We start from the raw sequence: 26,087 nt of genomic DNA, 5'->3' as shown, positions 1-26,087 counted from the left end.
GGTGCCCGTCCACCTTCCCTCCCCGCGAAGGAGTTCCCCATGATCGACCTGCACGGCAAGCGCGCCCTCGTCACCGGCGCCGCCTCCGGCATCGGCCGGGCCACCGCCGCGCTGCTCGCCGAACTCGGCGCCGCCGTCGTCCTCGCCGACCTGGACGCCGACCTCGGCGAGCAGGCGGCCAAGGAGACCGGCGGCACCTTCGTCCGCTGCGACGTCTCCCGACGCGCCGACTGCGAGCTCGCCGTCCGCGCCGCCGTCGACCAACACGGCGGCGTGGACGTGCTGTTCAACAACGCGGGCATCATCCGCCGGTCCACCGTCACCGAGATCTCGGACGAGGACTGGGACCTGGTGATGGCCGTCAACGTCCGCTCGATCATGCTGCTCAGCGGACTCGTCGTCCCGCTGATGGCCGCGAACGGCGGCGGCAGCATCATCAACACCGGCTCCGGCTGGGGCATCAAGGGCGGCGCCCGGGCCGTCTCCTACTGCGCCTCCAAGGGCGCCGTGGTCAACATGACCCGGGCGATGGCCATCGACCACGGCCCGGACAACATCCGGGTCAACTGCGTCTGCCCCGGCGACACCAACACCGGCATGCTCGCCGAGGAGGCCCGCCAGCTCGGCGAGAGCGCCGCCGCGTTCTACGCCGACGCCGCCGACCGCCCGCTCGGCCGGATCGGCCAGCCCGGGGACATCGCCCGCACCGTCGCCTTCCTGGCCAGCGACGCCGCTGCCTTCGTCAGCGGCGCCGTCATCGCCGTGGACGGCGCCGGAACCGCCTGACCGGCCACGCCGTCCGGCCCGGCGGGGGCCGGACGGCGGCCGGTACTCTACGGGACGAACGAGGAAGGGAAGCCCGATGGCGATCGAGCGGCGTCCGCTGCGCGAGCAGGTGAAGGACGAACTGCTGGAACAGCTCGGCCGCGGCCGGTTCACCCCCGGCGAGTCGATCAACGAGGTCCAGCTCGCCGAGGAACTGGGCGTCAGCCGGACCCCCCTGCGCGAGGCGCTGATCAGCCTGGAACGCGAGGGCATCATCACCAGCGAGCGCGGCAAGGGCTTCCGCTTCGCACCCACCGGCAAACAGGAGTTCCTCGACCTCACGGCCATCGTGATCGCCCTGGAGTCGCTCGCCCTGCGCACCTCCGACCCGGCCCACCTGTCCGCGATCGCCCCCCGACTCCTCGCCGAGGCCCGCGCCTTCTCCGCCCCCCAGGCCCCGCACGGCACCATCGAGCGCTACGACGACGCCTGGCACGCCCTGCTGCTCTCCGGCTGCGCCAACACCCGGCTGCGCGACATGATCGACTCGCTGAAACTGACCCTCCACCGCTACGAGCGGGTCGTGGTCGGCGACGACGAGATCCTCCGCCGCGCCGCCGAGGAGCACGAACGCATCGCCCAGTGCCTCCTCGAGGGCGACCTCGACCAGGCCGTCGTCGCCCTGGAGGCCAACTGGACCAGCGGCATGGCCCGCATCCTCGAACGCCTCCCCCCGGTCGGCACCCGCTGAGGCCTCCCTCGGCGGAGGCACCGCTCGACCAGCTCGGCGCCGGCGACCCTGACCGGGCCTACGCCCCCGGCCCGAGCCCGACCGGGACCTCCGGCCGATTGCCGCTCGGCCCGTCCGGCGCAGCATGATGGCCCCCATGTGGGGCAAGTGGATCGACTGCCGGGTCCGGCCCGGCGCCCGCGCGGGCTTCGCCGCCGGACAGCGCCGCTGGTCGGCGATCGCGGACCAGCCGGGGCTGCTCGGGCAACTGGGCGGCTGGGACCGCACCGGCGACCGGGCCCTGCTGTACGCCCTCTGGACGGACCGGGCCGCCTACGACCGTTTCCTGCGCGAGCGCCACGACGAGGTCGCCGACGAGGCTGCCCAGCAGGGCAGTTGGGACTCGATCCGGGTCGCCGCCGGCCCCGTCGTCCAGGCCTTCCCCAGCGCGGCCACCTCCCTCCCGGAGGCCCTCCCGCACGCCACCCTGCTGCGCGCCGCCGACTGCCACCTCCACCCGGGCCGCGCCGAGCACTTCCTCACCGTCCAACGCGAGGTCTGGGCCCCCGGCATGGCCGCGGCCGGCGGTCTCCTCGCGGGCGCCGTCACCCGTCTCGCCCCCGACCGCTACCTGGTCACCACCCTCTGGACCTCCCCCGAGGCCCACGCGGCCTACACCACCCACGCCTTCCCCACCCTGCGCGCCCGCGCGAACGTCCCCGCCGACGTCGCCGCCCTGACCGGCCACGTCGTACCGTTGGAACCCACCTGGCGAGTCAAGTAGGCGGAGCCGGCTGCTGGTTCCTCCGGATCAGCCGCCGTCTCCAAGGAGTCCGGGATCGTCCGTCGCCTCCCTCACCGGAGCACGACGGTGACGCCTCGCTCGCGCAGGAGGTTCACGGTCACCTCGAAGTAGGACAGGCCCCCGAGGTAGCCCAGGACGTCTCCGGCGAGGGCCTGGCGCGCGATGTCGGCGTGGTGCCACACGAGGGTGAACGGGGGGACGACGGAGAACCCGCCGCACAGGCAGTCCGCCACCGAGTCCACGTCCCTGCCGTAGTTGGCGCCAGGGCCGAGCAGGGCTTCGCCGAGCGCCAGGAGCAGGCCGGCCCTGTCGGTGACGTGCTGTCCGTCCAGCTGGTACGTCCCGCCGGAGAGGCCCTGCAGCCCGTACGGGCCGACGCGGGTGAGGTCCAGCCACTCGGACCGGCCCTCGGTGTCGAACTGTGCCCACTGGTCGGGCCGCGTGGGAACACCGTCGGACCAGATCTCCCAGACTGCGCGGGCAGCCACGGTGGGGCGGTCGTCACCGGGGTCGGTGACGGTGACGTCGATCAGGGCTCCGCCGAGGACGGAGGGGCGTGCCTCGACGGTGTGCAGGTCGAGGCGGTACCCGGTCATCGTCCGGCCGTGGTGGTCGAGGCGCCGGAGCGTGATCGGGTCGCCCTCCTGCGGAAGGGGACGGCGCAGCAGGGCCAGCAGCGGTTCGGCGGGCTCGCAGCCGATCAGGTGCACGGGCCGGGTGGGTCGCCGCGGGCGCGGGGTGAACAGGCCGTCGATGGAACGGCAACCGCCCGACGGGCTGTCCCCCCGAATCGAGGGGAACCACAGGTCGAACCGCGGACTCGAGGGCAGCCGCTTGCCGCCCCAGAAGTCGTCCTCCCTGACGCCGGTGCCCACGACGATGTCCACGCGCCCGGGATCGCCCGGCGTGGGCCACTGGGCCAGGACGGCCGTGCCCTCCAGGTCCCAGTAGCGGGCCGGCCCGTCGTTCGAGGGATCCACCGGCTCGATCGAGAGCATTCCGTCCCCCAGCAGCCGCACCGGTTCGGCGCCGGCCGCCACGGCCTGGACCAGCAGGCTCTCGCGCGGGCAGCCGCGCAGCGTCAGAACCTCTCGCGGCAGCGGAGGCGGGTCCATGAACAGGCCCTCGACCTCCGCACACCGCCCCCACAGCACGCCCTCCTCCTCACCGTCGCCGGCCTCCCGCGCCAGGAGATACCGGACCGGGAAGTCCCGCTCCCACCCCGCATGTTCCTCGGACCGCACACTTCTCCCCTGCTACCAGGCTGCCTCGGCGCACCCACCCTACGGTTCGCCGACGCCGAAGCCCTCCGAATATCGCGCGCGGAACAACGGTCCCCGCCGGTCCTGCCGTAGCCGGGCCGACGCCCCCGGCCCCAGGTCAGGACACCACCGGCACCCCCTCCGGCCGCCCCGCGAGCAGCGCGGCGACGTGGTCGGCGCAGCGCAGTGCCGCCTCGGCCATGGCGCTCCTGGTCATCCCGGCGACGTGCGGGGTGAGCAGGGCGTTGGGCAGGCCGGAGAGCGGTGAGGCGAAGGCGGCGTGCTCGTGGGCGAAGGTGTCCACGGCGGCCGCCGCCAGTGGGTGGGCCGGGTCGCGGAGGGCCTCGGCGAGGGCCTGCTCGTCGACGATGCCGCCGCGGGCGGTGTTCAGCAGGATCGAGCCGGGCCGCATCCGGGCCAGTTCGGCCCGGCCGATCAGCCCCCGGGTGTCCGGGGTGAGCGGGACGTGCAGGGACACCACGTCGCTGGCGGCGAGCAGGACGTCCAGGCCGGCGACCGACCGTACGGTGGCGCGGGCCGGGTGCCGGGTGAGGGCCTGGACGGTCATGCCCAGTGCCGTGGCCCGCTCCGCCAGCGCCCGTCCGATCCGGCCCAGCCCGAGGATGCCCAGGGTCAGCTCCGACAGCCCGACCGCAGGCGCCCCCGGCATGCTCCAACGGCCCTGCTGCGCGGCCTCGTTGTACGGCACCAGACGCCTGGTCAGGGCGAGCAGCTGGGCCAGCGCGAACTCGGCGACGGCGTTCGCGTTGGAGCCGGGCGTGTGGGTGACGGCGACGCCGTGCCGGGCGGCGGCCGCCAGGTCGACGTGATCGGTGCCGGCGCCCGCCCGTCCGATCACCCGCAGCGGGTGGGCCAGCGCAGGGTCCGTCGCCGCCGCCAGGAGCGCGGCGCGCAGCGGCACCCCCGCACGGGACTTGACCGCGTCGAAGCCGAGCCCGCCCCGCACCAGCTCGGCGGTCAGCGCCGCCTCGTCGAACAGGTCGACGTCGGTGAACTCCACCCGCCCCGCCCACCGGGCCGTCACCGCCGCCGGATCCGCCACCCGCCGCAGGTTCAACGTGACGGCCGGACCGTGCCCGACCAGGCGCTCCAGCTCCCGGTCGAGCAGCTCGCCGGGCGCCGCGTCCAGCGCCAGAACCCGCCTCGGCCCCACGGTCACCACCCCCTCACGCCCACAACGGCGGTGGGCAGCCGCCCCCGATCATGCCCGGTGCCACTGACACCCCCGCACCTCCCCGAGTTCCCCCGCTCGCCCACCACCCGACCTCCACAAGTCGCCCGCCCCGGTAAAGGGCTCTCCCCCGCCGCCGGCCGTCCACCGGCTGACCTGGCAGGATCTGCCGCCATGACGCACCACGAGACGCCCGCACCGGCCCCCGGCCACCCGCACCGGCGGGGCGGCCGGGCCGGCGGTCGCCGGACTCCGCGCGGGAAGAACGACGTGCCGTGGCCCCGGCGGCCGCTCCTGACGGCGCTGTGGATCCCGGCCGCCGCCGTGCTGCTCCCGGTCGGCGGGGCGCTCGGCGCGTTCGGGCCGTGGTTCATCGTGCCCTCGCTGGCCCTGGCCCTGACCGGCGGGGCGGGCCTGATCTACACCGTGCTGTCCCTGGGGCAGTCCGCGGTGGTGCGGGGGCCGGCGCTGGCACTGCTGCTCGCCCCGCTGATCGCCGTCCCGCTGATGAGCCTGAACACCGCCCAGGCCACCGTGCTCTCCGAGCGGGGAACCGCGCACCCGGGCACCGTCACGGACGTCACGGTGCACCACGGCAAGGGCACCAGCTACTCCTGCACGGTGCGCTACGACGGCGACCCGGCGCGCAGCCGGTCGGTGTCCTGCGGGGCCTGGGACACGGCGGGCGAGCGGGTGAGCGTCACCGAGGATCCGGACGGCCTGGTGTACCCGGAGTTCACCGAGGCCGCCGAGAACCCCCGGTTCGACCTCGCCACGGTGGGCGTCGCCGACCTGTCCCTGCTGCTCATCGCCGGTGTCGCGGCCGCCGTCGGTGCGCTGCTCCACCTGCTGCGGGGGCGCCGAAATCCCGTTGCCCCGGCGGCGGGGTGACGACCATGATCCGTGAATGGAGCTGACAGAACAGCTGGTGCCGGCCGAGCAGGAGATCGACCTGGGCGAGGTGACGCTGCGCCGTTTCCGCGGCGAGGCGGACCTCCCCGAGTTCTTCCGGGTCATCGAGGAGTCGCTGGAGCACCTGCGGCCCTGGATGCCGTGGGTCGCGGAGCACAGCGAGGCCAATACCGCCGAGTTCCTGGCCGAGCGGCCGGGGAAGTGGGAGAGCGGCCAGGACTTCACCTACGCGATCCTGCTGGACGGCGCCATCGTCGGCGCCTGCGGGCTCTTCCGGCGCGCGGACACCGCCGACAACGGCCGGGAGATCGGCTACTGGCTGCACCCGGCCGCAACCGGCCGCGGCATCGCCACCCGTACCGCGCGGGCGCTGGTCGACCAGGCCTTCCGGCTCCCCGGCGTGGACTTCGTCGAGATCGTGCACGACCCGGCCAACCTCGCCAGCGGCGCCGTCCCGGCCCGCCTCGGCTTCACCGAGCACTCGCGCCGCCCGGCGGCGGCGATCGCCCCGGCCGAGACCGGCGAGGAGCAGATCTGGCGGCTCCGACGGAGCTGACCGGCGCGACCGGCCGGCCGGCTGACCGGCCGACCGGCTGACCCGCTGACCCGCTGACCCGCTGACCCGCCCGGTGGTACGAGGGCCCGGCGGTCCGCCGCCGTGGGGGATTGCGGGCGGACCGCCGGGCGGCGCCGGTCGGACGGGACGATCCGGCCGGGCGCCGTGGGAACGAACCCGACCGGAGACTCACGCCTCCGTGCGGAGCGCCCCATTTCGAACCCCGCAGGCCGGCCGCATACCCTCAGCTGCGGCCTTGCGCGTTCGTTCCCACGCCCAGGAGAGCCCCGCGCGGCGTGCCGGATAACACTTTTCCGCTCACGACCTCCGCGCCGCCCCGACCCCCGGCCACGGCCGCCCGCTCCGGCGCCCCTGATCGTCTACCCTCGGCTCCAGCCGCCGCCCCCGCGCTCCGCAACCCGCTCCCCGCCGCGACGGCGACGAGAAGGACGACGAGAAAGCCGAGCCCCACCGTGCCGAACGCCCCCGTGATCCGCAGCGACGCCCCCGGCTCCTTCGCCTGGGGCGTCTTCCACGAGCGCCACCCCGAGCTGGTCCGCCGGGTCCTCGGCGCCCTGCCGTACGGCCCGGATCAGCGGGCGGCCGTGGAGCGGCTGCTCGCGGAGAGCACCAGCGGCGTCCTGGAGCCGCCGGCCGCGGACGGCCCGGACGCCGCCCGCTGGCTGGCGTGGGGCGAGGGCCTGTGGGGCAGGCCGTGGGGCGAGGCGCCGTTCCTGTGGGCGGAGAGCTGGTTCTACCACCGGCTGCTCGACGCCACCGGGTACTTCGGGCCGGGCGCCTGGCAGGGCGTCGACCCGTTCGCCCCGTTCAAGGACGCCGAGCTGGCCGGACCCGCCGTCGACGAGGAGCTGGCCGCGCTCGACGGGCTCGACGCCCTGCCGGAACCGCGCCGGACGGACGCGCTGCTGCGGTCCGCGCTGTGGGGCAACCGGGCCGACCTGAGCTTCCAGCTCACCGCGGCGCCGGGCGGCGGACCGGCCGACGCCGATCTGCTGGCCGACGACAGCGCGCTGCTCCGGGCCGAGTTGCAGCGGGCCGGCGGCGGGCGGGTCTGCGTCATCGCGGACAACGCCGGCCGGGAGCTGCTGCCGGACCTCGTCCTGATCGACCACCTCCTGCGCACCGGCCCGGTCGCCGAGGTCGCCCTCCACGTCAAGCCGCAGCCGTACTTCGTCTCGGACGCCACCACGGCCGACGCCCTCGCCGCGGTCGAGCGCCTGCGCACCGCGCCGTCACCGGCGGCCGGGGCCGTCGGCCGCCGCCTGTGGCGGGCGTTGGACAGCGGCGCGCTCACGATCCGCACCCACCCGTTCTTCTGCGCGCCGCTCCCGTACCACGACCTGCCGGACGACCTGCGGTCCGAACTCGCGGGCGCCGCGCTGACGATCCTCAAGGGCGATCTCAACTACCGCCGCCTGGTGGGCGATCGCCACTGGCCGCCGACCACCCCGTTCCGCACCGCGGCCGGGCACTTCCCCTCGCCCGTCGCCGCCCTGCGCACCGTGAAGTCGGACGTGGTCGTCGGCCTCGCCCCCACCACCGTCGCCCAGCTCGACGCCACCGGCACGCCGTGGCGCACCACCGGCCGCCACGCCGTCATCCAGGTCCGCACGCACCGGTAGCCGGGGCTCCCGCGCCGCCGCGGCACCGGTTCCCGGCCCGGATCACCGTCCGGGTACGGTGTGACCGTCCGTCACCCGAGCACGCCCGCACCGAAGGAGCCGACCCCGATGGCCGAGCAGCACACCACCTCCGGCCGGGGCCGCGCCCACGACCTGGTGGCGGCCGCGCTGGACCGCGCCGCCGCCGTCGCGCACCTCAACGCCTTCATCACGCTCGACGCCGAGGGGGCGCTCGCGCAGGCCGCCCGCAGCGACGCCCGCCGTGCCGCCCGGGGCGGCGGCCCGGCGCCGTGGTCCCTGGTCGTCAAGGACAACACCCACGTCGCCGGTCTGCCCAACACCGCGGGCACCCCGGCCCTCGCCGACTTCGTGCCCACCGCCGACGCACCCGTGGTGGCGGCGCTGCGGTCGGCCGGGGCGATCGTGCTGGGCAAGACGAACATGCACGAGCTGTCCCTGGGCGCCACGTCGTGCAACCACACCTTCGGCGCGGTCGGCAACGCCACCGACCCGGCCCTGTTCGCGGGCGGCAGCAGCGGCGGTACGGCCGTCGCGGTGGCGGCGGGCGTGGCGGAGGCCGGGCTCGGCACGGACACCGGCGGGTCGGTCACCATCCCGGCCGCCCTCAACGGCGTGTACGGCCTGCGGCCCAGCGCCGGGCGCTACTCCTCGGCGGGGGTCACCCCGCTGTCCACCACCCGGGACACCCCCGGCCTGATGGCCCGTACGCTGGACCGCCTCACCGCGCTGGACGCCCTCGTCACCGGAGCCCCCGGAACCACCGGCGCCACCGGCACAGCCAGCGGCCTCGCCGCCCCGGCCCGCCCGTTGCGGCTCGGCCTGCCGAGGCAGGTGTTCACCGAGGACCTGGAGGACTCGGTCCGTACGGCCTGGGAACAGGCCGTCGACCGCCTCACCGCCGCGCGGACCGAGTGGGTGCCGGTGGACACGGCGCACCTGGTCGAGTACGACGACCGGATCGGATTCCCGCTGGTCCTCGGCGAGTTCGCCACCGCGCTGGGCCGCTACCTGGTGGAGCACGGCGTGGGGCTCGGCCCGGCCGAGCTGATCGCCGCGGTCGGCGACCCGGACATGGCGGCGCTGCTCGGGGCCACCGCCCTGCCCGGCTCTCCCGGGTACCCGGGAGAGGCCGGCCTGCACGGTGCGCTCGCCACCCGCCGCACCCTCCAGGAGGCCTACGCCGAGCTGTTCGGCGCGCACGGCCTGGACGCGCTGCTGAGCCCGACCGTCCCGGTGTGCGCCCGGCCGCTGCGCCGGTACGAGGACAGCCTCCCGCTCAACGGCCGGGACGCGCCCACCTTCCACACCCTGATCCGCAACACCTCCCCGGCGGCCACCGCGGGCCTGCCCTCGGTGACGATCCCGCTCCCGGTCGCGGGCTCCGCCCCGGTCGGCATCCAGCTCGTCGGGCCCCGGCTGGCCGATCGTGAGCTGCTCGCCACGGCCGCCCGGGTCGACGCCGTCCTCCGGTGTCCGTGAGCACGGCGCACTGACCGGACCAGCGTCGCACCACCGCATCCGCACGCCGGGACCGCGCCTCCGACGCCGTCCGGGAACGGCTGTACCGGAACCGTCCTCCTCCTCATACTTCCGGACAGCGCCTGTCAGGAGCGGCTCATCCCGGGCTGCTCCCGGAGGCCCGGCCCCAGCGCCCCGCCCCCTGGAGGAGGACCATGCGCAGGACCACCGCTCGTTTCCCCGGGACCGCCGCCCTGCTCGCCCTACTGACCGTCACCACCCTCGCCACCTCCACGCCCGGCGCCGCCGCCAGGGCCGCCCACACCGCCGGAGCCGAGCGGCTCTCCGCGGTCAGCGACGCCGTCCTCGACGCCGAGGTGGACGGGACGGCCTGGTACGTCGACCGGGCCGGCGGCCGGGTCGTGGTGACCGCCGACAGCACCGTCTCCCCGGCCGCGCTCGCCGAGCTCGTGCACGCCGTCGGCCCCGACGCGCCCAGCCTGACCGTCCGGCGCGTTCCCGGACGCTTCACCCCGCTGCTGGCCGCCGGCGACGCCGTCTTCGGCGGCCGCTACCGCTGCTCGCTCGGCTTCAACGTGGCCGACCGCGGCGCCCACTACTTCCTCACCGCCGGGCACTGCGGGAACGTCGCCGCCACCTGGTACGCGGACGGCGCCCACCACACCCGGATCGGCCCGACCGTCGCCTCCACCTTCCCCGGCCACGACTACGCACTGGTCCGCTACGACGACGAGGCGCTCGACCACCCCGGCGGGTTCACCTCCGCCCCCGACGCGTACGTGGGCGAGACGGTCACCCGCACCGGGTCGACCTCCGGCACCCACACCGGCACCGTCACCGGGCTCGACGCCACCGTCCGCTACACCGGCGGCGGGACGGTCCGCGGCCTGATCCAGACCGACGTCTGCGCCGAGCCGGGTGACTCCGGCGGCCCGCTGTACGAGGGCGACAAGGCGCTCGGTCTGACCTCCGGCGGCAGCGGGGACTGCACCGCCGGCGGGACGACCTTCTTCCAGCCGGTGAAGGCGGCCCTCGCCGCGTACGACGTCAGCGTCTACTGACGCGGCCTACCGACACGGCTTGCCGACACGGGTCCACTGACGCGGTCCACTGACGCAGTCCACTGACGAGCCGGCCGCCCCGCCGCCGCTCGATCCGAGCAGCGGCCGGGCGGCCGCCCCGCGGCGAAGGCCCGCGGCGAACGGGCCCTCAGCCCGCGTACACGTCCTCGACGTAGCGGCCCGCCTCGACCAGGCCCTGCAACCAGTCCTGCGCCTGCCGCTCGTCCGCCCCCGGCGTGCGCTCCCGGTAGAGCGCCCGGAAGGCCTCCCGCACGCCGGGCGCCATCCGGGCGCCGTCGCCGCACACGTACACCTCGGCCCCGGCGGCGAGCAGTTCCCAGACCTCCGCCGCCTCGGCCGCGATGCGGTCCTGGACGAAGCGCCGCCCGTCCTGCGGCCGCTCGCTGAACGCGGGCCGCATCGAGACGGCGCCGGCCCGCTCGGCCTCCTCCAGCTCGGCCCGGTGCAGGTAGTCGGCGTCCGGGGCGTCGCAGCCGAAGTACAGCAGCGCCGGGGCCAGCTCGGCCCCCGTCCCGAGCAGCGCGCGGCGGTCGGCGACGGCGCCGCGGAAGGGCGCCAGGCCGGTGCCGGCCGCGATCATGACCACGGGGGTGCGGTGGCCGATCCGGAACGCCTCCCGGCAGGGCTGGACCCGGGCCAGCACGGTGTCACCGACGGCCAGCCGGTCGAGGTGGCCGGAGCCGGTGCCCCGGAAGGTGCCCCGGCCCGAGCGGGCGGGCGCGCTGAGCACCGAGACCATCAGGTCGACCTCGTCCCCGTCGACCGACGGCGAGGAGGAGATCGAGTAGTGCCGCGGCCTGATCGGCGGCAGCAGGTCCAGCAGCACCGGCCAGCTCAGCGCCTCCCGCAGGGCCGGGTGGTCCTCGACCAGGTCGAGCAGCGTGCGCGGGTCGTCCGCGGGCAGCGCCCGCAGCGCGGCCTGCTCGGGCGGGCAGGGGTTGAGCCCGGCCAGTACGGCGCGCTGTTCGGCGGTGGGGCGGTCCTGCAGCTCGACGTGGTGGGTGAGCAGTTCCCGCACGGTCAGCGGGCGGTCGACGGCGGGGCCGGTGCGCCGGTGGGCGACGATCCCGAGCACCGTGTCGAGTTCGGCGCCGAACAGCGCGGCGGCGCGTTCCACCAGAGCGGGATCGTTGGCCGGGAGCACGGTCAGGTGGTCGGCGGTCCGGTAGTCGGTGCCGGCCGGCAGGGCGAGCCGGACCAGGCGCTTCACCCGGTGGTAGCCGGGGTCGGTCAGGCTGTCGACGGCGGTGACGGTCAGCTCGCTCATGCCGTGCCGGGTGGCGAGCGCGTGCAGCGGGCCGCCGACCAGCTCGGTCACGGTGAACCCGGCCTCCTCCCGGGGCGGGGCCACCGCCTCGGCGTCGCCGTGCCGGGTCAGCAGCAGGTCGACCAGCGCCTCGGTGAACTCCCGTACCGTGCCGGCCAGGTCACCGGAGGCGTCGGCCTCGGCGCGGGCGAGCAGCCGGGTGCCGCCGAGGGCGCCGAGGCGCTCGTCGATCAGGGTGGGGACGCGCTGGTAGGTGGCGGCGTAGGTCCGGTCGCCGATGCCGAGCACCGCGTACTCGACGCCGTCGGCCGCGCCGTCCGGGGCCTCGCGCAGTCGGCGGACGAACTCGGCGGCGTCGTCGGTGGGTTGGCCGTTGTAGGAGGCGGCCGTGATCACCACCGGCCGGTCGGTGGGCAGCCCGTCGGCGTAGGCGTCGAGCGGCGCGATCGCGGTGTCGCAGCCGAGTTCGGCCGCGACGTCGGCGAGTTGGCGGCTGAACTCACGGCTGGCACCGTAGTTGGAGCCGTGCAGGAGCAGCAGGCCGGTGCCCTGGCGGACCCGCGCGGCGCGGTCCGGCGCGGGCGCGGACCCGGCCGGCCGGGCCGCCCTGGCCGCCGGCGCGGAGGCGGCGGGACCGCCGAGCGGCGCGGGGGTGCGCGGGGCGAGGGCCAGGGTGAAGCCGTCGGGCTTGATGGTGAGCGTCTGCTTGAGGGTCAGCCGGTAGTCGGCGTGGTCGATCAGCCGGTAGCGGTGGACCAGCATGCCCAGCAGCATGGTCGCCTCGTGCAGCGCGAACTGCCGCCCGATGCAGGCGCGTTCGCCGGTTCCGAAGGGCTTGAAGGCGTGCGGCGAGCGGGCCGCCTCGTGCTCCGGGTCGAAGCGCGAGGGGTCGAACAGCTCCGGGTTGTCGCCCCAGGCCGGGTCGCGGTGCAACATCGGGGTCAGCACGAAGATCGGCGTCCCCGGGCGGACCGGGATCCGCCCGCCGAGCAGGGTCTCCGCGCGCGCCTCCCGGCTGAACTGGGGCGCCGTGGGCCACAGTCGGAGCGCCTCGTTGAGCACCTGCCGGGTGTACCGCAGCCGGCCGACGTCCTCGTACGAGGGCTCCGGATCGGCCCGGTCGCCCCAGAGCGCGTCCACCTCCTCCTGGACCAGCCGGAGTTCGGACGGGTGCTTGGCCAGGTAGTGCAGCGCGAAGGAGAGCGCGCCCGAGGTGGTCTCGTGCCCGGCGATCAGGAAGGTGATCACCTGGTTGCGGATGTTCTCCATGTCCAGTTTGCTGCCGTCGGCGGGGTGGACGGCACCGAGCATCAGGCCGAGCAGGTCCTGCGCCGGGCCGGTCTCGGCGCCGCTCCCGGCCCGGGCGGCGATCACCTCGTCGACCACGCCGGCCAGGTAGTCGGCGTCCCGTCGGAACGCGGCGTCGCGCTCGCGGTGGTCGAGATCCGGGTCCCGGGTGAGCTTGGTCATCGCCCACTCCAGGCAGCGCACCATCGCCTCCACGAACGGGTGGGGCTCGTCCCGTTCGAAGGAGCCGAAGTCGAAGCCGAACCCGGCCAGTCCGATGGTGTCCAGGGTCATCCGGGTCATGTCGCCGGGCACGTCCACGGTCAGCCCGGCGGCCGCGCGGCGGTCCCAGGCCCCGATCACCCGGCGGGCCACCTCCAGCATCACCGGGTGGTAGGTGCGCATCGAGCCGAGCGCGAAGGCGGGCATCAGGATGTCGTGCGCCCTGGCCCAGTTCGGCTCGTCGTTGTACGCGGTGAACAGACCGTCCCCGGTGAACTCCCGGACGTTCTCCAGCGCCGGGCCGACGGCCTTGGTGAAGCGCTCCTCGTCGGCCAGCTCCTCGACCAGCTCCAGGCTGCTGACGATCAGGGTCTCGCGGCCGTGCAGGCGCTGGAAGAACGCGGAGCCGTGCGTTCTGGCGAGTTCCATGGTGCGCAGCACCGGGACGCTGACCGGCGGCAGGTCGGAGATGTCCACCCACGGGACGCCCGGGGCATCGGCGTCGGTGTCGCTGTCGCTGTCGCTGTCGGCATCGGCCGGGATCCCGGCCCGGAGCCCGGCCCGGGGCTCCGCCTGGGCACCGGCGCGGAACGCGGGCAGGGCCTCGGCGGTCGGTGGCGCCGGCACGGCCTCGGTCGTGGTGTCGGTCATCGGTAGGTCCCTCCCACGGCAGGAAAGTTCTCGGTATCTCCACTCTCTGCCCTCGTCAGGAGCGCCGGGCCGCGATCACTACATGATTGTGTAGTGCCAATGGCTGCCCGAGACTTGCCCATGGCCTGTCAGATCTGGCGTGGGCGGCCTCCGCGGGAGGAGAGACGATGATGCGACCGACCGACGGTTGCGGTCCGGCGCCGGGCACCCGCCTGGACGCCGCGGTGGTCTGGCGCAACCGGGCGTTGCGCCTGCTGGACCACAACCCGGTGCCCATCGCGGTCTGCGAGTGGGGCGGCCGGATCATGATCGTCAACCGCGCGATGGCCGCCGAGTTCGGCGGGCTGCCGGGGCAGTTGCGCAACCGCCGGATCCTGGAGTACTTCACGCTGCGGGACGACACCTCCTTGCAGACCCTCGCCGAGGCGATCCGGCTGCACCGCCGCTCGCAGTACTCCGTCGGGGTGTCCTGGACGCCCGCCGGCGGCGCCGAGCGGCAGGGCGAGATGACCGTCGACCTGGTCAGCGACACCCCGGAGCAGACCCCGAACATGCTGCTCTCGCTCCGCGCGCCGGCCGAACCGGCCGCCTGCCCGGCGCCCCGGGTGCCACCCCCGCGCCCGGAGGCCAGCCCGATCGAGGCCCGCATCCTGGCCGCCGCCGCCCGGGGCGCCACCACCGCCCGGATCGCCAAGGAGATCGGCCTCACGGCGGACGGCGTCAACTACCACCTCACCCGCCTCTCCCGCCGCTGGCAGCTCCCCAACCGCACCGCCCTGGTCGCCCGCGCCTACGCCCTCGGCGTCCTCGACCCGGACGCCTGGCCCCCGGAGCCGGCCCACCCACACTGACGGGGCGGGGCCCGCGAACGGACGTACCTGACTGGCCGTCACCCCCGGCGCGTGCTCTTGTGAGGCACATGTTCACCTCATCGCCGGCCCGTCTGGCCGCCCCGCTCGCCGTCCCGCTCGCCGCCGCCGTGCTCGCCCTCGCGGGCGCGGCGCCCGCCACCGCCGCCGTGCTGCCCGCCGACGTCACCGCCGAGCAGTGCCAGGAGGCCGGCGGCACCGTGCAGGGCGGGGGCTACTGCGTGGGCGCCGTCGGCGAGGACCAGTGGGGGGCGGACATCGACGGGCAGGGCATCGCCTGACCCACCCGGGGGCGCCCCGGCGCAGCCACCCGCCGGGGCCCTGGACGCCCACCCCGCCGGGGCCCTGGACACCCATCCGCCGAGGCCCGCCGCGCGGCCCGGTGTCACCGTCGGGTCACCGCCGTGTCGGCGGATCGTCGCAGCCCGGTAGCGGACCGGTAAAGCCACCACCCCCCGCCCCTCCCCCGCGCTGACCAGCCGCTACGCTCTGGGCCGCGCCGCGCCACGGGGGCCGGCGGCACCACCACGGGGGGACCCACAGTGCGCTACCTGGTCCGCGACCGCATGTTCGCCTTCCACGAAGAGGCCTGGATAGAGACCGAGCACCGGGAGAAGCTCTACCGCGTGAACCGGAAGTTCCTCCGGCTGCGCCGCACCTTCGCCCTGGAGGACACCCGCGGCGAGCACGTCGCGAGCATCGTCCGCAAGGCCTTCACGATCCACCACACCCTGCTGATCAAGCAGAACGGCGAGCTGACCGCCAAGATCAGCAAGAAGATGTTCACGCTCTTCGGCGACCGCTTCAAGGTCCGCCTCGGCGACGGCCGCCGGCTGCGGATCAACGGCAACCTGTGGGACCGCGAGTTCGACATCCAGCACGAGGGCACCACCCTGGCGCACGTCTCCCGGCGCTGGTTCACCATCCGCGACGCCTACGCCGTCGACGTCCTGGAGCAGCAGGACGCCCTGCTGCTGGTCGTCCTCGCGGTCTGCGTCGACCACGTGCTCCAGGACGCCAAGGGCGACCGGCTGACCAACCTCTGACGGCCGCCGTCCGCGCCGACGACGCCCTCCGTCAGCAGGCGCCCAGCACCACCGGGTCCTCGGCGAGTTCGGCGAGCAGGGCGTCCAGCTTGGCCCGGTCCACCGAGGGCATCACGAAGACGTGCACGTAGCTGCGCCGGGTGGTCTCGTCGCCCGGGACCATCACCACGTCCTGGGAGGACAGCGACCACTTGGCCACCAGCTCCGGGCTCGGCTTGCGGAACCGCACGGTGACCGCGCCCGGGGTGCGGGCCGGCCAGAGCTCGACACCGAGCTCCCGCTCCATGGCGGCCAGGCGCCGTTCCAGGTAGGCGGCGAGCTCCTGGGCCTCGCGGATCCGGCCGACCTGGTCGCGGTAGGAGTACCGGGACAGGTGGTCCCAGAGGATCAGCGGGGAGAAGCCGTTGCGGGAGCCGGCGAAGGTGGTGTCCGGCGCGCCGATGTAGTCGGGCTGGGACGGCGGCGAGATCTGGTACTTCACCTTGGTCATGTAGATGCCGCACGGCCAGGGCGCGCCGGCCCACTTGTGGCCGCTCATCGCGATCGAGGAGACCATGTCCACCTCGCCGTGCCCGGCGGTGGGCAGCCGCAGGCCGAAGTCGAACTCGGGCAGCTCCGCCTCGGGCGTCCAGCCGTAGGCCTGCGGGTCCTGGGCGGCCAGCCGCAGGAACGGCGCGTACCCGGCGCCGAGTGCGCCGTCCACGTGGATCCAGAAGCCGCGGCGCACGTCGACCAGCGGGCGGCCGGTCCGCGCGCAGCTGCCGTAGACGACCTCGCGCCGTACCAGCCCGTGCCGCTCGAAGATCGGCAGCAGTCGCTCGCAGACCGCGCGGACGTCGTCGTGGGCGCCCTTGAAGGTGCTGCCGAGGTTGAGGTTGACGAAGACCGGGTGGCCCTTGGCGGCGAAGAACTCGACCAGGACGGCGAGGGCGTCGACGTCTATCTCGCCGGGGCCGTCCCAGGACAGGCCGGACGGGCCCGGGCGGGACGGCACCTCGGTGGGCCAGTCGCGGCGGCCGGTCACCGGGTCGACCAGCGGGCACTCGTCCGGGTACTTCTCCAGGCCGACGGCGTGGAAGGTCTCCACGCCCAGCACGGCGACGGCCTTGGCGAAGGAGTAGTGGGTGTCCTCGGAGTAGAACGCCACCGGATGGTGGGCGTTCGGGTTCCGCCGGTCGGGGTCGGCCTTGACGTAGCGCACCGCGTCCAGGGGCTCGGTCGGCGGCTGGATCAGCGCCTTGCCGCTCAGGTAGTCCCGGGCGTTCCACAGGGCGTACATGTTGCCCTCGGTGGAGCCCATGGACAGCATGTAGCCCCAGTAGGACTCCGGGTCGGTCGGGTCGTGCGGGCGCTCGGCGTGCCAGAGCTTGGCGTAGTAGTCGAGCACGGCCCGCTCGACGACCTTGGTGTTGGGCTTGTAGCCGCCGCTCTGGAACGGGTCGCCGAGGTTGTTGATGTTGTTCGGCAGGAACCGGGCGAGGTCCAGCGCGGTGCCGTGCATGTCCTGGGTGGCCTGGTAGCCGACCAGGTGCTTGCGCTTGCGGGTCAGGTACTCGTCCACGGCGTCGAGCGCGCGCAGCCGCCCGGCCTCGTCCAGGCCGCCCTCGGGGAGGGCGAAGTCGCCGCCGTCCAGCTCCGGACCGGGGTCGACGGCGGTCGCAGCGGCGGGGAAGGCGGTCGGGCTCATGGGCGGGGCGCTCCGGAGGTGCGGGGACGGCGGCGGGAGGTCGCCACCGTCACCCTGGGTGCCGGGGAGGACCGTCGGTAAGGATGGAACTTTCGGGCGCCGGGGGGAAGCCCTTCCGAAGAACATTCGGTTCCGGGTCGATCAGGTTTGCGAATCTGCGGAACGGGCTGGAATCCTGGCAGGCATGCCGAACAATCCGCAGGCCGGACGGGCACCCGTCGACGACGTCGACCGGGCGATCGTCCGCGCCCTGGCCGACAACGCCCGCCTCCCGAACAACGCCCTCGCGGCCGCCGTCGGCATCGCCCCCTCCACCTGCCTGGCCCGGGTCCGCGCCCTCCAGGAGCGCGGCATCATCCGCGGCTTCCGCGCCGAACTCGACCCGGCCGCGATCGGCCTGCCGCTCCAGGCGATGATCTCGGTGCGGCTGCGCGCCCACACCCGGGAGCAGAACGAGAGCTTCCGCAGCACCGCCCCCGACCTGCCCGGCGTCCTGGCCGTCTTCCACATGGCCGGCTCGGACGACTACCTGCTGCACGTCGGCGTCGCCGGCCCCGAGTCCCTGCGCGACTTCGTCGTCGACCACCTCACCACCCACCCCGCGGTGGCCCAGACCCGCACCAACCTGATCTTCGAACAGATACCGGGCCGCCGCTACCTCGCCCCCGGCCCCTGACGGACCGCCGGCACGAAGTCTCATGGGTACTGACTCCTGAGGGCGCGGGCCCGGCCCGTGCAGAGTCGGCAGATCCCCCAAGGAGGTGACGGTACATACCCGGACCGTCACGACGCCCGGCGAGGTCGGCCGAATGCCTCAGGCGTCCGGAGCCTCAATGCCGCCGACCAGGGCCCGGACCGTCGCCGCCGCGAACTCCTCCGGGCCGGCGGGGCGCAGCGCCTCGGCCGGAGCCTCGCCGGCGTAGAAGACCTCCAGGAAGGCGCGGTGGAAGCAGGCGCCGATCAGCAGCATCGCGGCGGCGTGCGGGTCGACGTCGGCGGCGATCCGGCCGAGCCGCTGTTCGGCGCGCAGGTAGTCGGCCAGGTGGGAGCTGACGTGGTGCGGGCCGGCGTCGTCGAGCTTGCGGCGGTGGGCGGCGAGCAGTTCGGGGCTGGCGAGCAGGCCGCCGGCCATCGGGAAGGACTGCCGGTAGAACGGCACGGCGATCAGCACGACCGCCTCCAGGTGCTCGCGCACCGAGCCCTGCCCGGCCCGGTCGGGGAGTTCGGCGACGGCGGCGGCCAGTCGCGGGGCGCGTTCGCGCAGGACGCGGACGAAGATCTCCTCCTTGTCCCGGAAGTGCTTGTACAGCGCCGCCTCCGAGCAGCCGGCCTCCCGCGCGATCTGCTTCGTGGTGGCGCGGACCAGTCCGACCGTGCCGATCAGCCGGGCGGCCGCGTCCAGCACCCGGGCCCTGGTCAGCGCTCCGCCGGTGAGCGGACGGCCGTCCTCGTGGATCCCCTCGTTCGTCATGGGCACCAGCCTACCTTGACAGGTGGGTGAGCACTCACTCACCATGAGGAGGAGAACGGAAGTGAGCACTCACCCACCCCCTGGGAGCGGTCATGAAACTCACCGTCCTGGGCGCCACCGGCGGCATCGGCCGCCAGCTGGTCACCCTCGCCCTCGCCGACGGACACCTGGTCACGGCCGCCGTCCGCGACCCGGCCCGACTTCCCCTCCGGCACGACCGGCTGACCGTGGTCCAGGCCGACGCCCTCGACCCCGCCTCGCTGGAGCCGGTGGTCGCGGGCGCCGACGCCGTGCTCTCCGGCATCGGCCAGGCCGGCCGGCGCGACCCGCTCAAGCCCGCCTCGACCTCCGCCCGCGCGGCCGTCGCGGCCATGGCGGCCACCGGGGTGCGCCGCCTCCTGGTGGTCAGCGCCGCCCCGCTCAACCGCTCCGGGGCCGGGCAACCGGTCCTCGCCGCGAAGGCCTTCGGCCCGCTGCTCTGGGCGGCGCTCCGGGACGTGTACACCGACCTGGAGGCGATGGAACGCGTACTGCGCGAGAGCGGCCTCGACTGGACGGCGGTGCGGCCGCCGCGACTGACCGACCGGCCGGGCCGGGGCCGCTACCGGCACGCCGTCGAGTCCGGGCCCGCCGGCTCCACCGTGCCGCGCGCCGACGTCGCCCGGGCCATGCTGGACCTGGTCACCGACCCGACGAGCTTCCGGCACGCGGTCGGCGTCAGCTCCTGAGCATCGCGGGCGGTGTTTACCGTTCCTCCACGAATGTGCCCAGGAAGTGGAGCTGGTGCGTCCTGACCCCTTGTCAGGCGGAACGTTCCTCCCTACCTTCGTGCTTCGGGATCCCGGCCCGCTCGGTCAGCCGCAGGGGCCGCGGCCCGCACCATCACCGGAGCACGACAAGATCTGGAGGTTTCCCATGCCCGGAACCATGATCGAGGAGATCCGCGACGCGGGTCCGCTGCTGGTCGATGACGAGAGCATCGCGTTCGAGGACGACGACCGCGGCGACCGCGAGGCCACGGCCTGTCTCGCCGACCCGTGGGTGACCGCCACCACCCGCTTCGCCTGCGACTTCAACTCCTGACGGTGACCGGTTCCATCGCCGGCCGCAGCGGCTGGTCCGACGAGACCTGGTCGTACCTGAACGACCCGCGGATGCCGGCGGTGGAACACGGTTGGAAGCTGCACGTCTCGGCCCGCCCCGGCGGGCTCGACACCCTGCTCGCCCTCGCCCTTCCCGTACTGGCCAGGCACGTCTGCCACGCCAAGTGGGCGAGCGGCCCGGAGGTGCTGCGGGAGCTCAACTCCGGCGCGCGGAGCGCCGCTTCGGTCGGGAAGGCGCTCACCGTCTACCCGGCGCCGGGCACCGCCGTCACACTGGCCGGGGAGCTGGTCGCGGCGCTGCGCGGGCAGCAGGGACCGCAGGTCGTGAGCGATCGACGGGTCGACCCCGACGCCCCCGTCTACTACCGGTACGGGCCCTTCACCGGCGACTACCGCACCGGGCGCGGCGGGCGCCTGGAGTCCGTCATGGTCGGCCCCGACGGCCGGGCCTTCGACGGGCTGGCGGCCGGCTCCTACCGGTGCCCGCCCTGGGCCGAGGACCCTTTCCCGCACCGGTCGCTGCCCTCCCAGGACGCCCCCGGGCTCGGCGGCGGCCGCTACCGGGTCACCGGCGGCATCGCCCGCAAACCGCAGGGCAACGTCTACCGGGCGGTCGACCTGGCCACCGGGCGGCCCGTGGTGGTCAAGCAGGCCCGGGCCTTCGTGGCCGAGGACGAAACCGGTGCGGACGCCCGCGACCGGCTGCGCAACGAACGGGCGGTGCTCACCGCACTCGACGGCCTCCCCGGCGTGCCCCGGGCACTCGACGCGTTCCGGCACCGCTCGGACGAGTACCTGGTGATGACCAGCTGCGGCGACCGGGACCTGCGCCGGGACGTCCAGGAGCACGGACCGTACGAGGCCGCCCGGCTCGCCGAACTGGCCCACCGGCTGCTGCGGCTGCTGGACGGCATCCACCGCCGGGGCGTGGTCGTCCGCGACCTCAAACCCGACAACGTCGCGCTGGACGCCGAAGGCCGCTGCCACCTGGTCGACTTCGGGATCAGCTCCCTGGACGGCGCCGGCCCGGACGGCTCGACACCCGGCTACAGCGACCCGGTGCGGCGCCCGGTCGGCCAACCCGCGCGGCCCGCCGACGACTTCCACGCGCTGGGCGCGACCCTCGGCTTCGCCGCCACCGGACTGGACCCGGTGATCGTCGACGGCGACGCCACCGTCAACCGGGACCGCACCCTGGCCGGGCTGGCCTGGGCACTGCCCGGCCGGGAACACCGGCAACTCCGTTCGCTGATCGCCGAGTTGACCAGCCCCGAGCCGGGCGTCCGGACCACCGGCGCGGACCGGCTCCGCAGCCGTACGGCCGTCGGGACACCGCCCCCGCCGGTACCGCCCCCGTACCGGCTCGACCCCGACCGGCTGCGCGAGGTCGTCGAGCACACCACCGCGTACTGCGTCGCCGAGGCACACCGGATCACCGACCCGGCGCTCGCCGCCCGGGCGGCCGTCCCGACGCCGATCGACGTCTACGGCGGCAGCGCGGGACTCGGCCTGGAACTCCTCCACCACCTCCACCGGCCCGGCGTGCCGGAGGCCGTGACGGCGCTGGCCGAGTGGACGGCGGCGCAGTCCAGGCGGCTGTCACCGGGGTTCTACTCGGGCCGCACCGGGGTCGAACTGTTCCTCGCCCGGGCCGGATCGCCCGCCGGCGGCGGCGAGGACCTGCCCACCCACGGCCCGGACGGCGGACCGCCCGAGGCCGACCTGATCGAGGGCGTCGCCGGGATCGGCGTCGGCCGACTGCTGCTCGCCCGGGCCCACCCCGCCGGGCGGGAGCGGCACCTCGCCGTCGCCGCCGAGTGCGCCCGGCTGCTGGCCACCGGCCGGGCCCGCCTGTCCCCCACCGGAGCCGACACGCCCGGCAGCGCCGCACTGCGCGAGGGCCTGGCACACGGCACCGCAGGCGTCGCCTACTTCCTGCTGGAGTACGGGAGTTCCGGCGGCGACCCGGCCGACCGCCACCGGGCCGAACAGGCCTGCGCCCGACTCGCCGCCGACACCCCGGGGCTGATCGCCCGGGCCACCGCCCCGGGGGCGACCCGCCGCTACGGCTCCTGGTGCCGGGGCCTGGCCGGGATCGGACCGGTACTGGTCCGGGCCGCCGACCGGCTGGCCGAGCCCCGGTACCTGGACCTCGCCCGGCAGACCGCCCGCACCTGCGCCGCGCTCGCGCCCCGGATGCCGCTGGTCACCCAGTGCTGCGGGCTGGCCGGGGTCGGTGAGCTGCTGGTGGACGTCGCCGTCGCATCCGGCTCCGGCAGCGGTACCGGAGCCGAGGAGTTCTGGCACGCCGCCGACACCGTCGCGGCGATCCTCCTCAGCCGCAGCGGCGGCCCGCCGTCCCGTCCGGTGTTCCCGGACACCGGCCTCGCCCGGCCGAGCGCCACCTGGGCCGGCGGCTCCGCCGGAGTGCTCGGCTTCCTCCGCCGACTGCACGAGCGGGGCGGGCCGCGCCTCGGCCTCCTCGACTGACCGCGCTCCGCCGGGGGCCCGTCCCCCGAGCCCGGTCGGCCCCGGAAGACCTGCCACTCCGTCGACGAGGCGTCCGCACGGGTCGCCCAGTGGCCGAGCGGCAGTGCCGGCAGCTCGGCCGGCGACGGATCGCCGGTCAGGCCCCCGTCCCGGCACAACCCCGGCCACCCGCCCCGCACCCGGGGCCACGGGCTCACGGGCTCACGGGCTCACGGGCTCACGGAACGACGGCCAGGGCCCAGGGGTCAGGGTCCAGGAGGTCACGGAACGACCTCGCCCTCGACGGTCGGCCCGGCCGCCGCCCAGTACCCGCGGTCCGTCGGCGGCCGCGACCGCAGGTCGTCGCGGACCTGCCCGGCCAGCCGCCGGGTGTCCCGCCGGTTGACCGTCGCGCCGATGCCCGCGCCCAGCAGCAGCGGCGTCACGGACGGCAACCGGCGCATCCAGCTGCGGGTGAGCCGGCGCCGCACCTGCTGGCGCACCTCCGCCCCCAGGGCCAGCGCCGCGAAGCCCGCCGGGCGGGTCAGCAGCATCGCGTCGATTCCCCGGCGGTTCGCCCAGGCCCCCAGGTAGGCCCCGGCCCGCTGAGTGACGCTGCCCTGCGCCGGGACGCCGTAGACCTCGTGCAGCTCGGCGATCAGCTTCACCTCCACCGCCGCCACCGCCAGCGTCTCGGCCGCGATCTCCAGCGGCATCGCGGGCGGCACCGGCAGCATGGCCGCCGCCCCGACGCCCGCGCCGAGGGCGGCGGAGGCCCGGGTGGCACCGGCCACCAGCAGATCGGCCAGCTGCTCGGGATCGGCCGCGTCCGGGTGCTGGGCGCGCAGGGTCGCGAGGCCGCGGACCGGGATCCGGGGCGCCGTGCGCACCAGCTGCTCGGTCAGCGCCTTGCCGCCGAGCGCCGCGCCCCGGGCCGCCACCCGTCCCCCGCTGCCGAGCCACCCGGCCACGCCCGCCACCAGTGCCCGCCCCCGCCCGCGCTCCGCGTGGTACTCGGCGACCTGCCAGGCCCCGGTGGGCCGCTCGGCCCCCTCCACCAGCTCGGTGAGGCCCTCGGCCAGACCCCCTTCCGGACCGGATTCGGCCCGGGCAACGGGCTCGGGACGCACCGGACCGGAACGGTCCGGCCGCTTGAAGCGCCCCGGCTTTCGGAAGACTGCCATGCACTTCCGGTACCCCGTCCGCCCGCCCGACACGCCCCGGCCCGGCGATCCGAGCGGTCCGCCGAACCGGGCAAGCCCCCGGTCCGGGGGCCTCCGAGGGTCAGAGCCCTGCCAGAGCCAGCAAGCGCTCCATCTGCTCGACGGGGAGGTACGGCGAGGCGGCGGCCGCCTCCGCGACGGACCCCTCGGGGTCGGCGAGCAGCCGGAGCAGGGCCGGGAGCGGGAGGGCGCGGTGGCCCGCGACCGCACGGCGCACGCGCTCCTCGGGGTCGGCGGCCAGTTGCTCGGCGAGCTCCGGCGGCAGGTCCGGATCACGGGGTGCGAAGGAGCGCAGCCTGGGCTCGGGATCGGCGGCGAAGCGACGCAGCGTGACCGGCTGGAAGGTCAGGACCTCCTCCGTGTCCCACCAGAAGGTGAACTTGTCCCGTCGGCGGTAGCGGCGTTCGATGCGCTCGGCGGTCCCGGGATCGACCAGGTGCGGGGCGGTGTACGCCATGGTGAGGCGGACCATCTCCTCCTCGTCGTCGAGCAGCCGGGCCACCGCGTCCGCGGGCAGGTCCCGTCCGGCGGCCGCCGAGGCCCGGAAGCAGGGGTAGGGCGATTCGACGTACGGCAGCGGATCGGCCGTCACCCACGGTAGCCGCAGGATCCGGAGTTCCGTGGGCGCGAACTCGTTCCGGATCCACTCCAGGAGGGCTTCGTCGTCGGCGTCGGGGCCCGGGTCGGCCATCGAGCCCGCCGGCTCGTGGACCGAGGCGTGGATCCGGGCCCGCAGGTGCTCCGGCGTGTCGGGCCGGGCGAAGACCTTCACCCGGACGCTCAGGGCCGGATCGACGGCGAGCACCTCACGGACCGACGGCGGCAGGTCGGGGTGCCGGGCGAGCTCGGCGCGCACCTCGCCGTCCGGATCGTCGGCGAGCCGCCGGAGGGTGTCCGCGTCGAGCACGGCGTGGATCACCGCGCCCGCCCTGGTCACCGGGTCCGCCAGCAGGGCCGGCACCAGGTCCGCGGGCGGCACCGGATGCGGTTCACGCGCGAACCAGGTGGCACAGGCGGCGGCCCGGACGTCGGCCTCGGGGTCGGTCAGCAGGGTCCGCCGCACGGCTTCCGGCGCACTGGTCCAGAACTTCGCCAGCGTGGCGCGGACCTCCGGGTCGGCGTCGTCGGCGAGGCGGGCCCGGAGGTCGGGCGGCGTGCCGTCGCGCTTCGCCAGGTCCTTCCGCACCTCCGGCTCGGGGTCGTCGACGAGCCGCTCCAGCACCTCCCTCGGCAGGTTCGTGGCCCGGGCGACGACCGCGGCGTGGACCGCACCGTACGGATGGGCGACCAGCCGGAGGCGGAAGGCGTCCGGCAGCCGGTCGTTGAGCGCCAGGCCGAACACCAGCCACTCGTTGTCGGTCGCCAGGATCTCGGTGATCATGTCCTCGGTGAGGTCCGGACGCTGCGCCACCTGCCCCCACCCCTCCCGCCGCGCGAACAGCCGCCGGATCATCGGGGCCGGCAGGGCGGGGTTCCTGGCCAGACCGTCCATCACCTCGTGGAGGTGCACCAGGTCCAGGTCGTCGGCGTCCATCCGGCCAGGATGTCAGCCGGGTTCCGACCGGGCGTCACCGGGCCCCCGCCTCCTGGCCGGCCACGGCCCCGGGCTCACGGCCCGCCGTCCGCGGCGACCAGCCCAGCAGCCGTCCGGGGTTCACCGTCCCGGCCGCGCGCAGCTCCGCCGGGTCGTACCCCACCCGGGTCCGCGGCCACGGGCAGGGCTTCTGCTACAACCTGGGCCGGATCGCCGCCGGCGCGTTCCCCGCCCGGGACGGCACCGCGCGTCGGGGGGCGAGCCGCCGGTGATCCCGACGGCGGTATGGTCGGAGCCGGGAAGCGCAGCGAGACGCACGGGGGAGAGATCCGTTGAAGACCTTTTCGTCGGACCGGCGGACACCCCGCCAGAAGCCCGCGGAGCGACCGGTGGCCCGGCGCGCGTACCTGCCCGGCGAGCAGGAGGCCCTGCTCATCGGCGTCCTGCTCGGCACGGCCGCCGGTGTCCGGCCGGACGAACGGTACGACGCGGCCTCGGAGTTGGAGGGCTTCCCGGCCGACGCGGTGGTCGCGGCCCTGGCCGGGATCGCCGGTGATCCGGCCCAGCCGGACGAGACCCTGGTGGACCTGTGCGCCGAGTCGCTCGCCGGGATCTGGATCCACCGCGGCGCCGTCGACCACGACCTGCTGGCCCGGCTGAGCCCGCGCGGCCGGCGCGAGGCGGAACGCACGGTGGCCCACCGCGCGCCGGAGCTGCTCGCCCGCTGAGCGCGAACCGGACGGCCGTGGGGGGGGGGGGGGGAGGGGGGGGAGGGGGGGGGGGGGGGATAGTAGCATAAGAAAAAGGGAAG

General features: G+C 75.2%; 23 protein-coding genes. 16 read left to right on the top strand and 7 right to left on the bottom strand.

Annotated features, from left to right (window positions below):
* Positions 1 to 39: 39 nt before the first annotated feature.
* The 3 genes from ACZ58X_RS24665 to ACZ58X_RS24655 all read left to right on the top strand — a co-directional run bounded on the left by ACZ58X_RS24665 (position 40) and on the right by ACZ58X_RS24655 (position 2,279).
* Positions 40 to 786 carry an SDR family NAD(P)-dependent oxidoreductase gene (locus ACZ58X_RS24665; protein WP_470335766.1) on the top strand — a complete coding sequence of 249 codons (747 nt, stop codon included), beginning with the start codon at positions 40 to 42 and terminating at the stop codon, positions 784 to 786.
* A 76-nt stretch (positions 787 to 862) separates the two neighbouring features.
* On the top strand, positions 863 to 1,516 hold the full coding sequence (locus tag ACZ58X_RS24660) for a GntR family transcriptional regulator (RefSeq protein WP_470335765.1): 654 nt from the start codon (positions 863 to 865) through the stop codon (positions 1,514 to 1,516).
* A 136-nt stretch (positions 1,517 to 1,652) separates the two neighbouring features.
* Entirely contained in the window at positions 1,653 to 2,279 is a 627-nt protein-coding gene (locus ACZ58X_RS24655) for a DUF4937 domain-containing protein (RefSeq protein WP_470335764.1), read from the top strand.
* A 71-nt stretch (positions 2,280 to 2,350) separates the two neighbouring features.
* On the opposite strand, the gene ACZ58X_RS24650 is transcribed toward ACZ58X_RS24655, so the two are convergent.
* Positions 2,351 to 3,544: a barstar family protein gene (locus tag ACZ58X_RS24650; protein ID WP_470335763.1), complete on the bottom strand. Its 1,194-nt coding sequence runs from the start codon at positions 3,542 to 3,544 to the stop codon at positions 2,351 to 2,353.
* Between the two features lie 136 nt (positions 3,545 to 3,680).
* Positions 3,681 to 4,736: an NAD(P)-dependent oxidoreductase gene (locus ACZ58X_RS24645; RefSeq protein WP_470335762.1), complete on the bottom strand. Its 1,056-nt coding sequence runs from the start codon at positions 4,734 to 4,736 to the stop codon at positions 3,681 to 3,683.
* A gap of 192 nt (positions 4,737 to 4,928) precedes the next feature.
* Between ACZ58X_RS24645 and ACZ58X_RS24640 the strand changes: the two genes are divergently transcribed.
* From ACZ58X_RS24640 to ACZ58X_RS24620, 5 genes are all read left to right on the top strand, one after another.
* Complete coding sequence (locus tag ACZ58X_RS24640) at positions 4,929 to 5,645, top strand: hypothetical protein (RefSeq protein WP_470335761.1); 717 nt, start codon at positions 4,929 to 4,931, stop codon at positions 5,643 to 5,645.
* A gap of 16 nt (positions 5,646 to 5,661) precedes the next feature.
* Positions 5,662 to 6,222, top strand: a complete 561-nt coding sequence (locus ACZ58X_RS24635) for a GNAT family N-acetyltransferase (RefSeq protein WP_470335760.1) — start codon at positions 5,662 to 5,664, stop codon at positions 6,220 to 6,222.
* Positions 6,223 to 6,695: 473 nt separating this feature from the next.
* Positions 6,696 to 7,865 (top strand): damage-control phosphatase ARMT1 family protein, encoded by a 1,170-nt coding sequence (locus tag ACZ58X_RS24630; RefSeq protein WP_470335759.1) that lies wholly within the window; start codon positions 6,696 to 6,698, stop codon positions 7,863 to 7,865.
* A 108-nt stretch (positions 7,866 to 7,973) separates the two neighbouring features.
* The gene (locus ACZ58X_RS24625) at positions 7,974 to 9,365 is read left to right on the top strand and encodes an amidase family protein (RefSeq protein WP_470335758.1); all 1,392 of its coding nucleotides are present in this window, start codon (positions 7,974 to 7,976) and stop codon (positions 9,363 to 9,365) included.
* A 194-nt stretch (positions 9,366 to 9,559) separates the two neighbouring features.
* Positions 9,560 to 10,426 (top strand): S1 family peptidase, encoded by an 867-nt coding sequence (locus ACZ58X_RS24620; protein WP_470335757.1) that lies wholly within the window; start codon positions 9,560 to 9,562, stop codon positions 10,424 to 10,426.
* A 148-nt stretch (positions 10,427 to 10,574) separates the two neighbouring features.
* Here the strand turns inward: ACZ58X_RS24620 and ACZ58X_RS24615 are convergent, their stop codons facing one another.
* Positions 10,575 to 13,874, bottom strand: coding sequence for a bifunctional cytochrome P450/NADPH--P450 reductase (locus ACZ58X_RS24615; RefSeq protein ID WP_470335756.1), 3,300 nt, complete (start codon positions 13,872 to 13,874; stop codon positions 10,575 to 10,577).
* Between the two features lie 167 nt (positions 13,875 to 14,041).
* On the opposite strand from ACZ58X_RS24615, the gene ACZ58X_RS24610 reads away from it, so the two are divergent.
* From ACZ58X_RS24610 to ACZ58X_RS24600, 3 genes are all read left to right on the top strand, one after another.
* A complete protein-coding gene (locus ACZ58X_RS24610; RefSeq protein ID WP_470335755.1) occupies positions 14,042 to 14,725 on the top strand; it encodes a LuxR C-terminal-related transcriptional regulator in 684 nt (227 codons plus the stop codon).
* Positions 14,726 to 14,793: 68 nt separating this feature from the next.
* Positions 14,794 to 15,024: a hypothetical protein gene (locus ACZ58X_RS24605; protein WP_470335754.1), complete on the top strand. Its 231-nt coding sequence runs from the start codon at positions 14,794 to 14,796 to the stop codon at positions 15,022 to 15,024.
* A 261-nt stretch (positions 15,025 to 15,285) separates the two neighbouring features.
* Positions 15,286 to 15,789: an LURP-one-related/scramblase family protein gene (locus tag ACZ58X_RS24600; RefSeq protein WP_470335753.1), complete on the top strand. Its 504-nt coding sequence runs from the start codon at positions 15,286 to 15,288 to the stop codon at positions 15,787 to 15,789.
* Between the two features lie 31 nt (positions 15,790 to 15,820).
* Here ACZ58X_RS24600 and ACZ58X_RS24595 read toward each other — a convergent pair whose 3' ends face one another.
* Positions 15,821 to 17,476: a PLP-dependent aminotransferase family protein gene (locus ACZ58X_RS24595; RefSeq protein WP_470335752.1), complete on the bottom strand. Its 1,656-nt coding sequence runs from the start codon at positions 17,474 to 17,476 to the stop codon at positions 15,821 to 15,823.
* 184 nt (positions 17,477 to 17,660) lie between these two features.
* Here ACZ58X_RS24595 and ACZ58X_RS24590 point away from each other — a divergent pair, with 184 nt between their 5' ends.
* Positions 17,661 to 18,152: an Lrp/AsnC family transcriptional regulator gene (locus ACZ58X_RS24590; protein ID WP_470335751.1), complete on the top strand. Its 492-nt coding sequence runs from the start codon at positions 17,661 to 17,663 to the stop codon at positions 18,150 to 18,152.
* A gap of 138 nt (positions 18,153 to 18,290) precedes the next feature.
* Here ACZ58X_RS24590 and ACZ58X_RS24585 read toward each other — a convergent pair whose 3' ends face one another.
* Positions 18,291 to 18,947, bottom strand: coding sequence for a TetR/AcrR family transcriptional regulator (locus ACZ58X_RS24585; RefSeq protein WP_470335750.1), 657 nt, complete (start codon positions 18,945 to 18,947; stop codon positions 18,291 to 18,293).
* Between the two features lie 92 nt (positions 18,948 to 19,039).
* Between ACZ58X_RS24585 and ACZ58X_RS24580 the strand changes: the two genes are divergently transcribed.
* The 3 genes from ACZ58X_RS24580 to lanL all read left to right on the top strand — a co-directional run bounded on the left by ACZ58X_RS24580 (position 19,040) and on the right by lanL (position 22,540).
* Positions 19,040 to 19,675, top strand: a complete 636-nt coding sequence (locus tag ACZ58X_RS24580; protein ID WP_470335749.1) for an NAD(P)-dependent oxidoreductase — start codon at positions 19,040 to 19,042, stop codon at positions 19,673 to 19,675.
* Between the two features lie 187 nt (positions 19,676 to 19,862).
* Positions 19,863 to 20,030 carry an SflA family class IV lanthipeptide gene (locus ACZ58X_RS24575; RefSeq protein ID WP_470335748.1) on the top strand — a complete coding sequence of 56 codons (168 nt, stop codon included), beginning with the start codon at positions 19,863 to 19,865 and terminating at the stop codon, positions 20,028 to 20,030.
* A 2-nt stretch (positions 20,031 to 20,032) separates the two neighbouring features.
* Positions 20,033 to 22,540, top strand: coding sequence for a class IV lanthionine synthetase LanL (gene lanL / locus ACZ58X_RS24570; protein WP_470335747.1), 2,508 nt, complete (start codon positions 20,033 to 20,035; stop codon positions 22,538 to 22,540).
* A 260-nt stretch (positions 22,541 to 22,800) separates the two neighbouring features.
* Here lanL and ACZ58X_RS24565 read toward each other — a convergent pair whose 3' ends face one another.
* Complete coding sequence (locus ACZ58X_RS24565; RefSeq protein WP_470335746.1) at positions 22,801 to 23,703, bottom strand: hypothetical protein; 903 nt, start codon at positions 23,701 to 23,703, stop codon at positions 22,801 to 22,803.
* A gap of 100 nt (positions 23,704 to 23,803) precedes the next feature.
* Positions 23,804 to 25,276 carry a hypothetical protein gene (locus tag ACZ58X_RS24560; protein ID WP_470335745.1) on the bottom strand — a complete coding sequence of 491 codons (1,473 nt, stop codon included), beginning with the start codon at positions 25,274 to 25,276 and terminating at the stop codon, positions 23,804 to 23,806.
* Positions 25,277 to 25,665: 389 nt separating this feature from the next.
* On the opposite strand from ACZ58X_RS24560, the gene ACZ58X_RS24555 reads away from it, so the two are divergent.
* The gene (locus tag ACZ58X_RS24555) at positions 25,666 to 26,004 is read left to right on the top strand and encodes a hypothetical protein (RefSeq protein ID WP_470335744.1); all 339 of its coding nucleotides are present in this window, start codon (positions 25,666 to 25,668) and stop codon (positions 26,002 to 26,004) included.
* Positions 26,005 to 26,087 lie beyond the last annotated feature (83 nt).

It is taken from the genome of Kitasatospora sp. NPDC040550 (assembly GCF_055594965.1).
The sequence above is the reverse complement of the archived record's forward strand: the minus strand, read 5'-3'. Positions and strand labels throughout refer to the sequence as shown.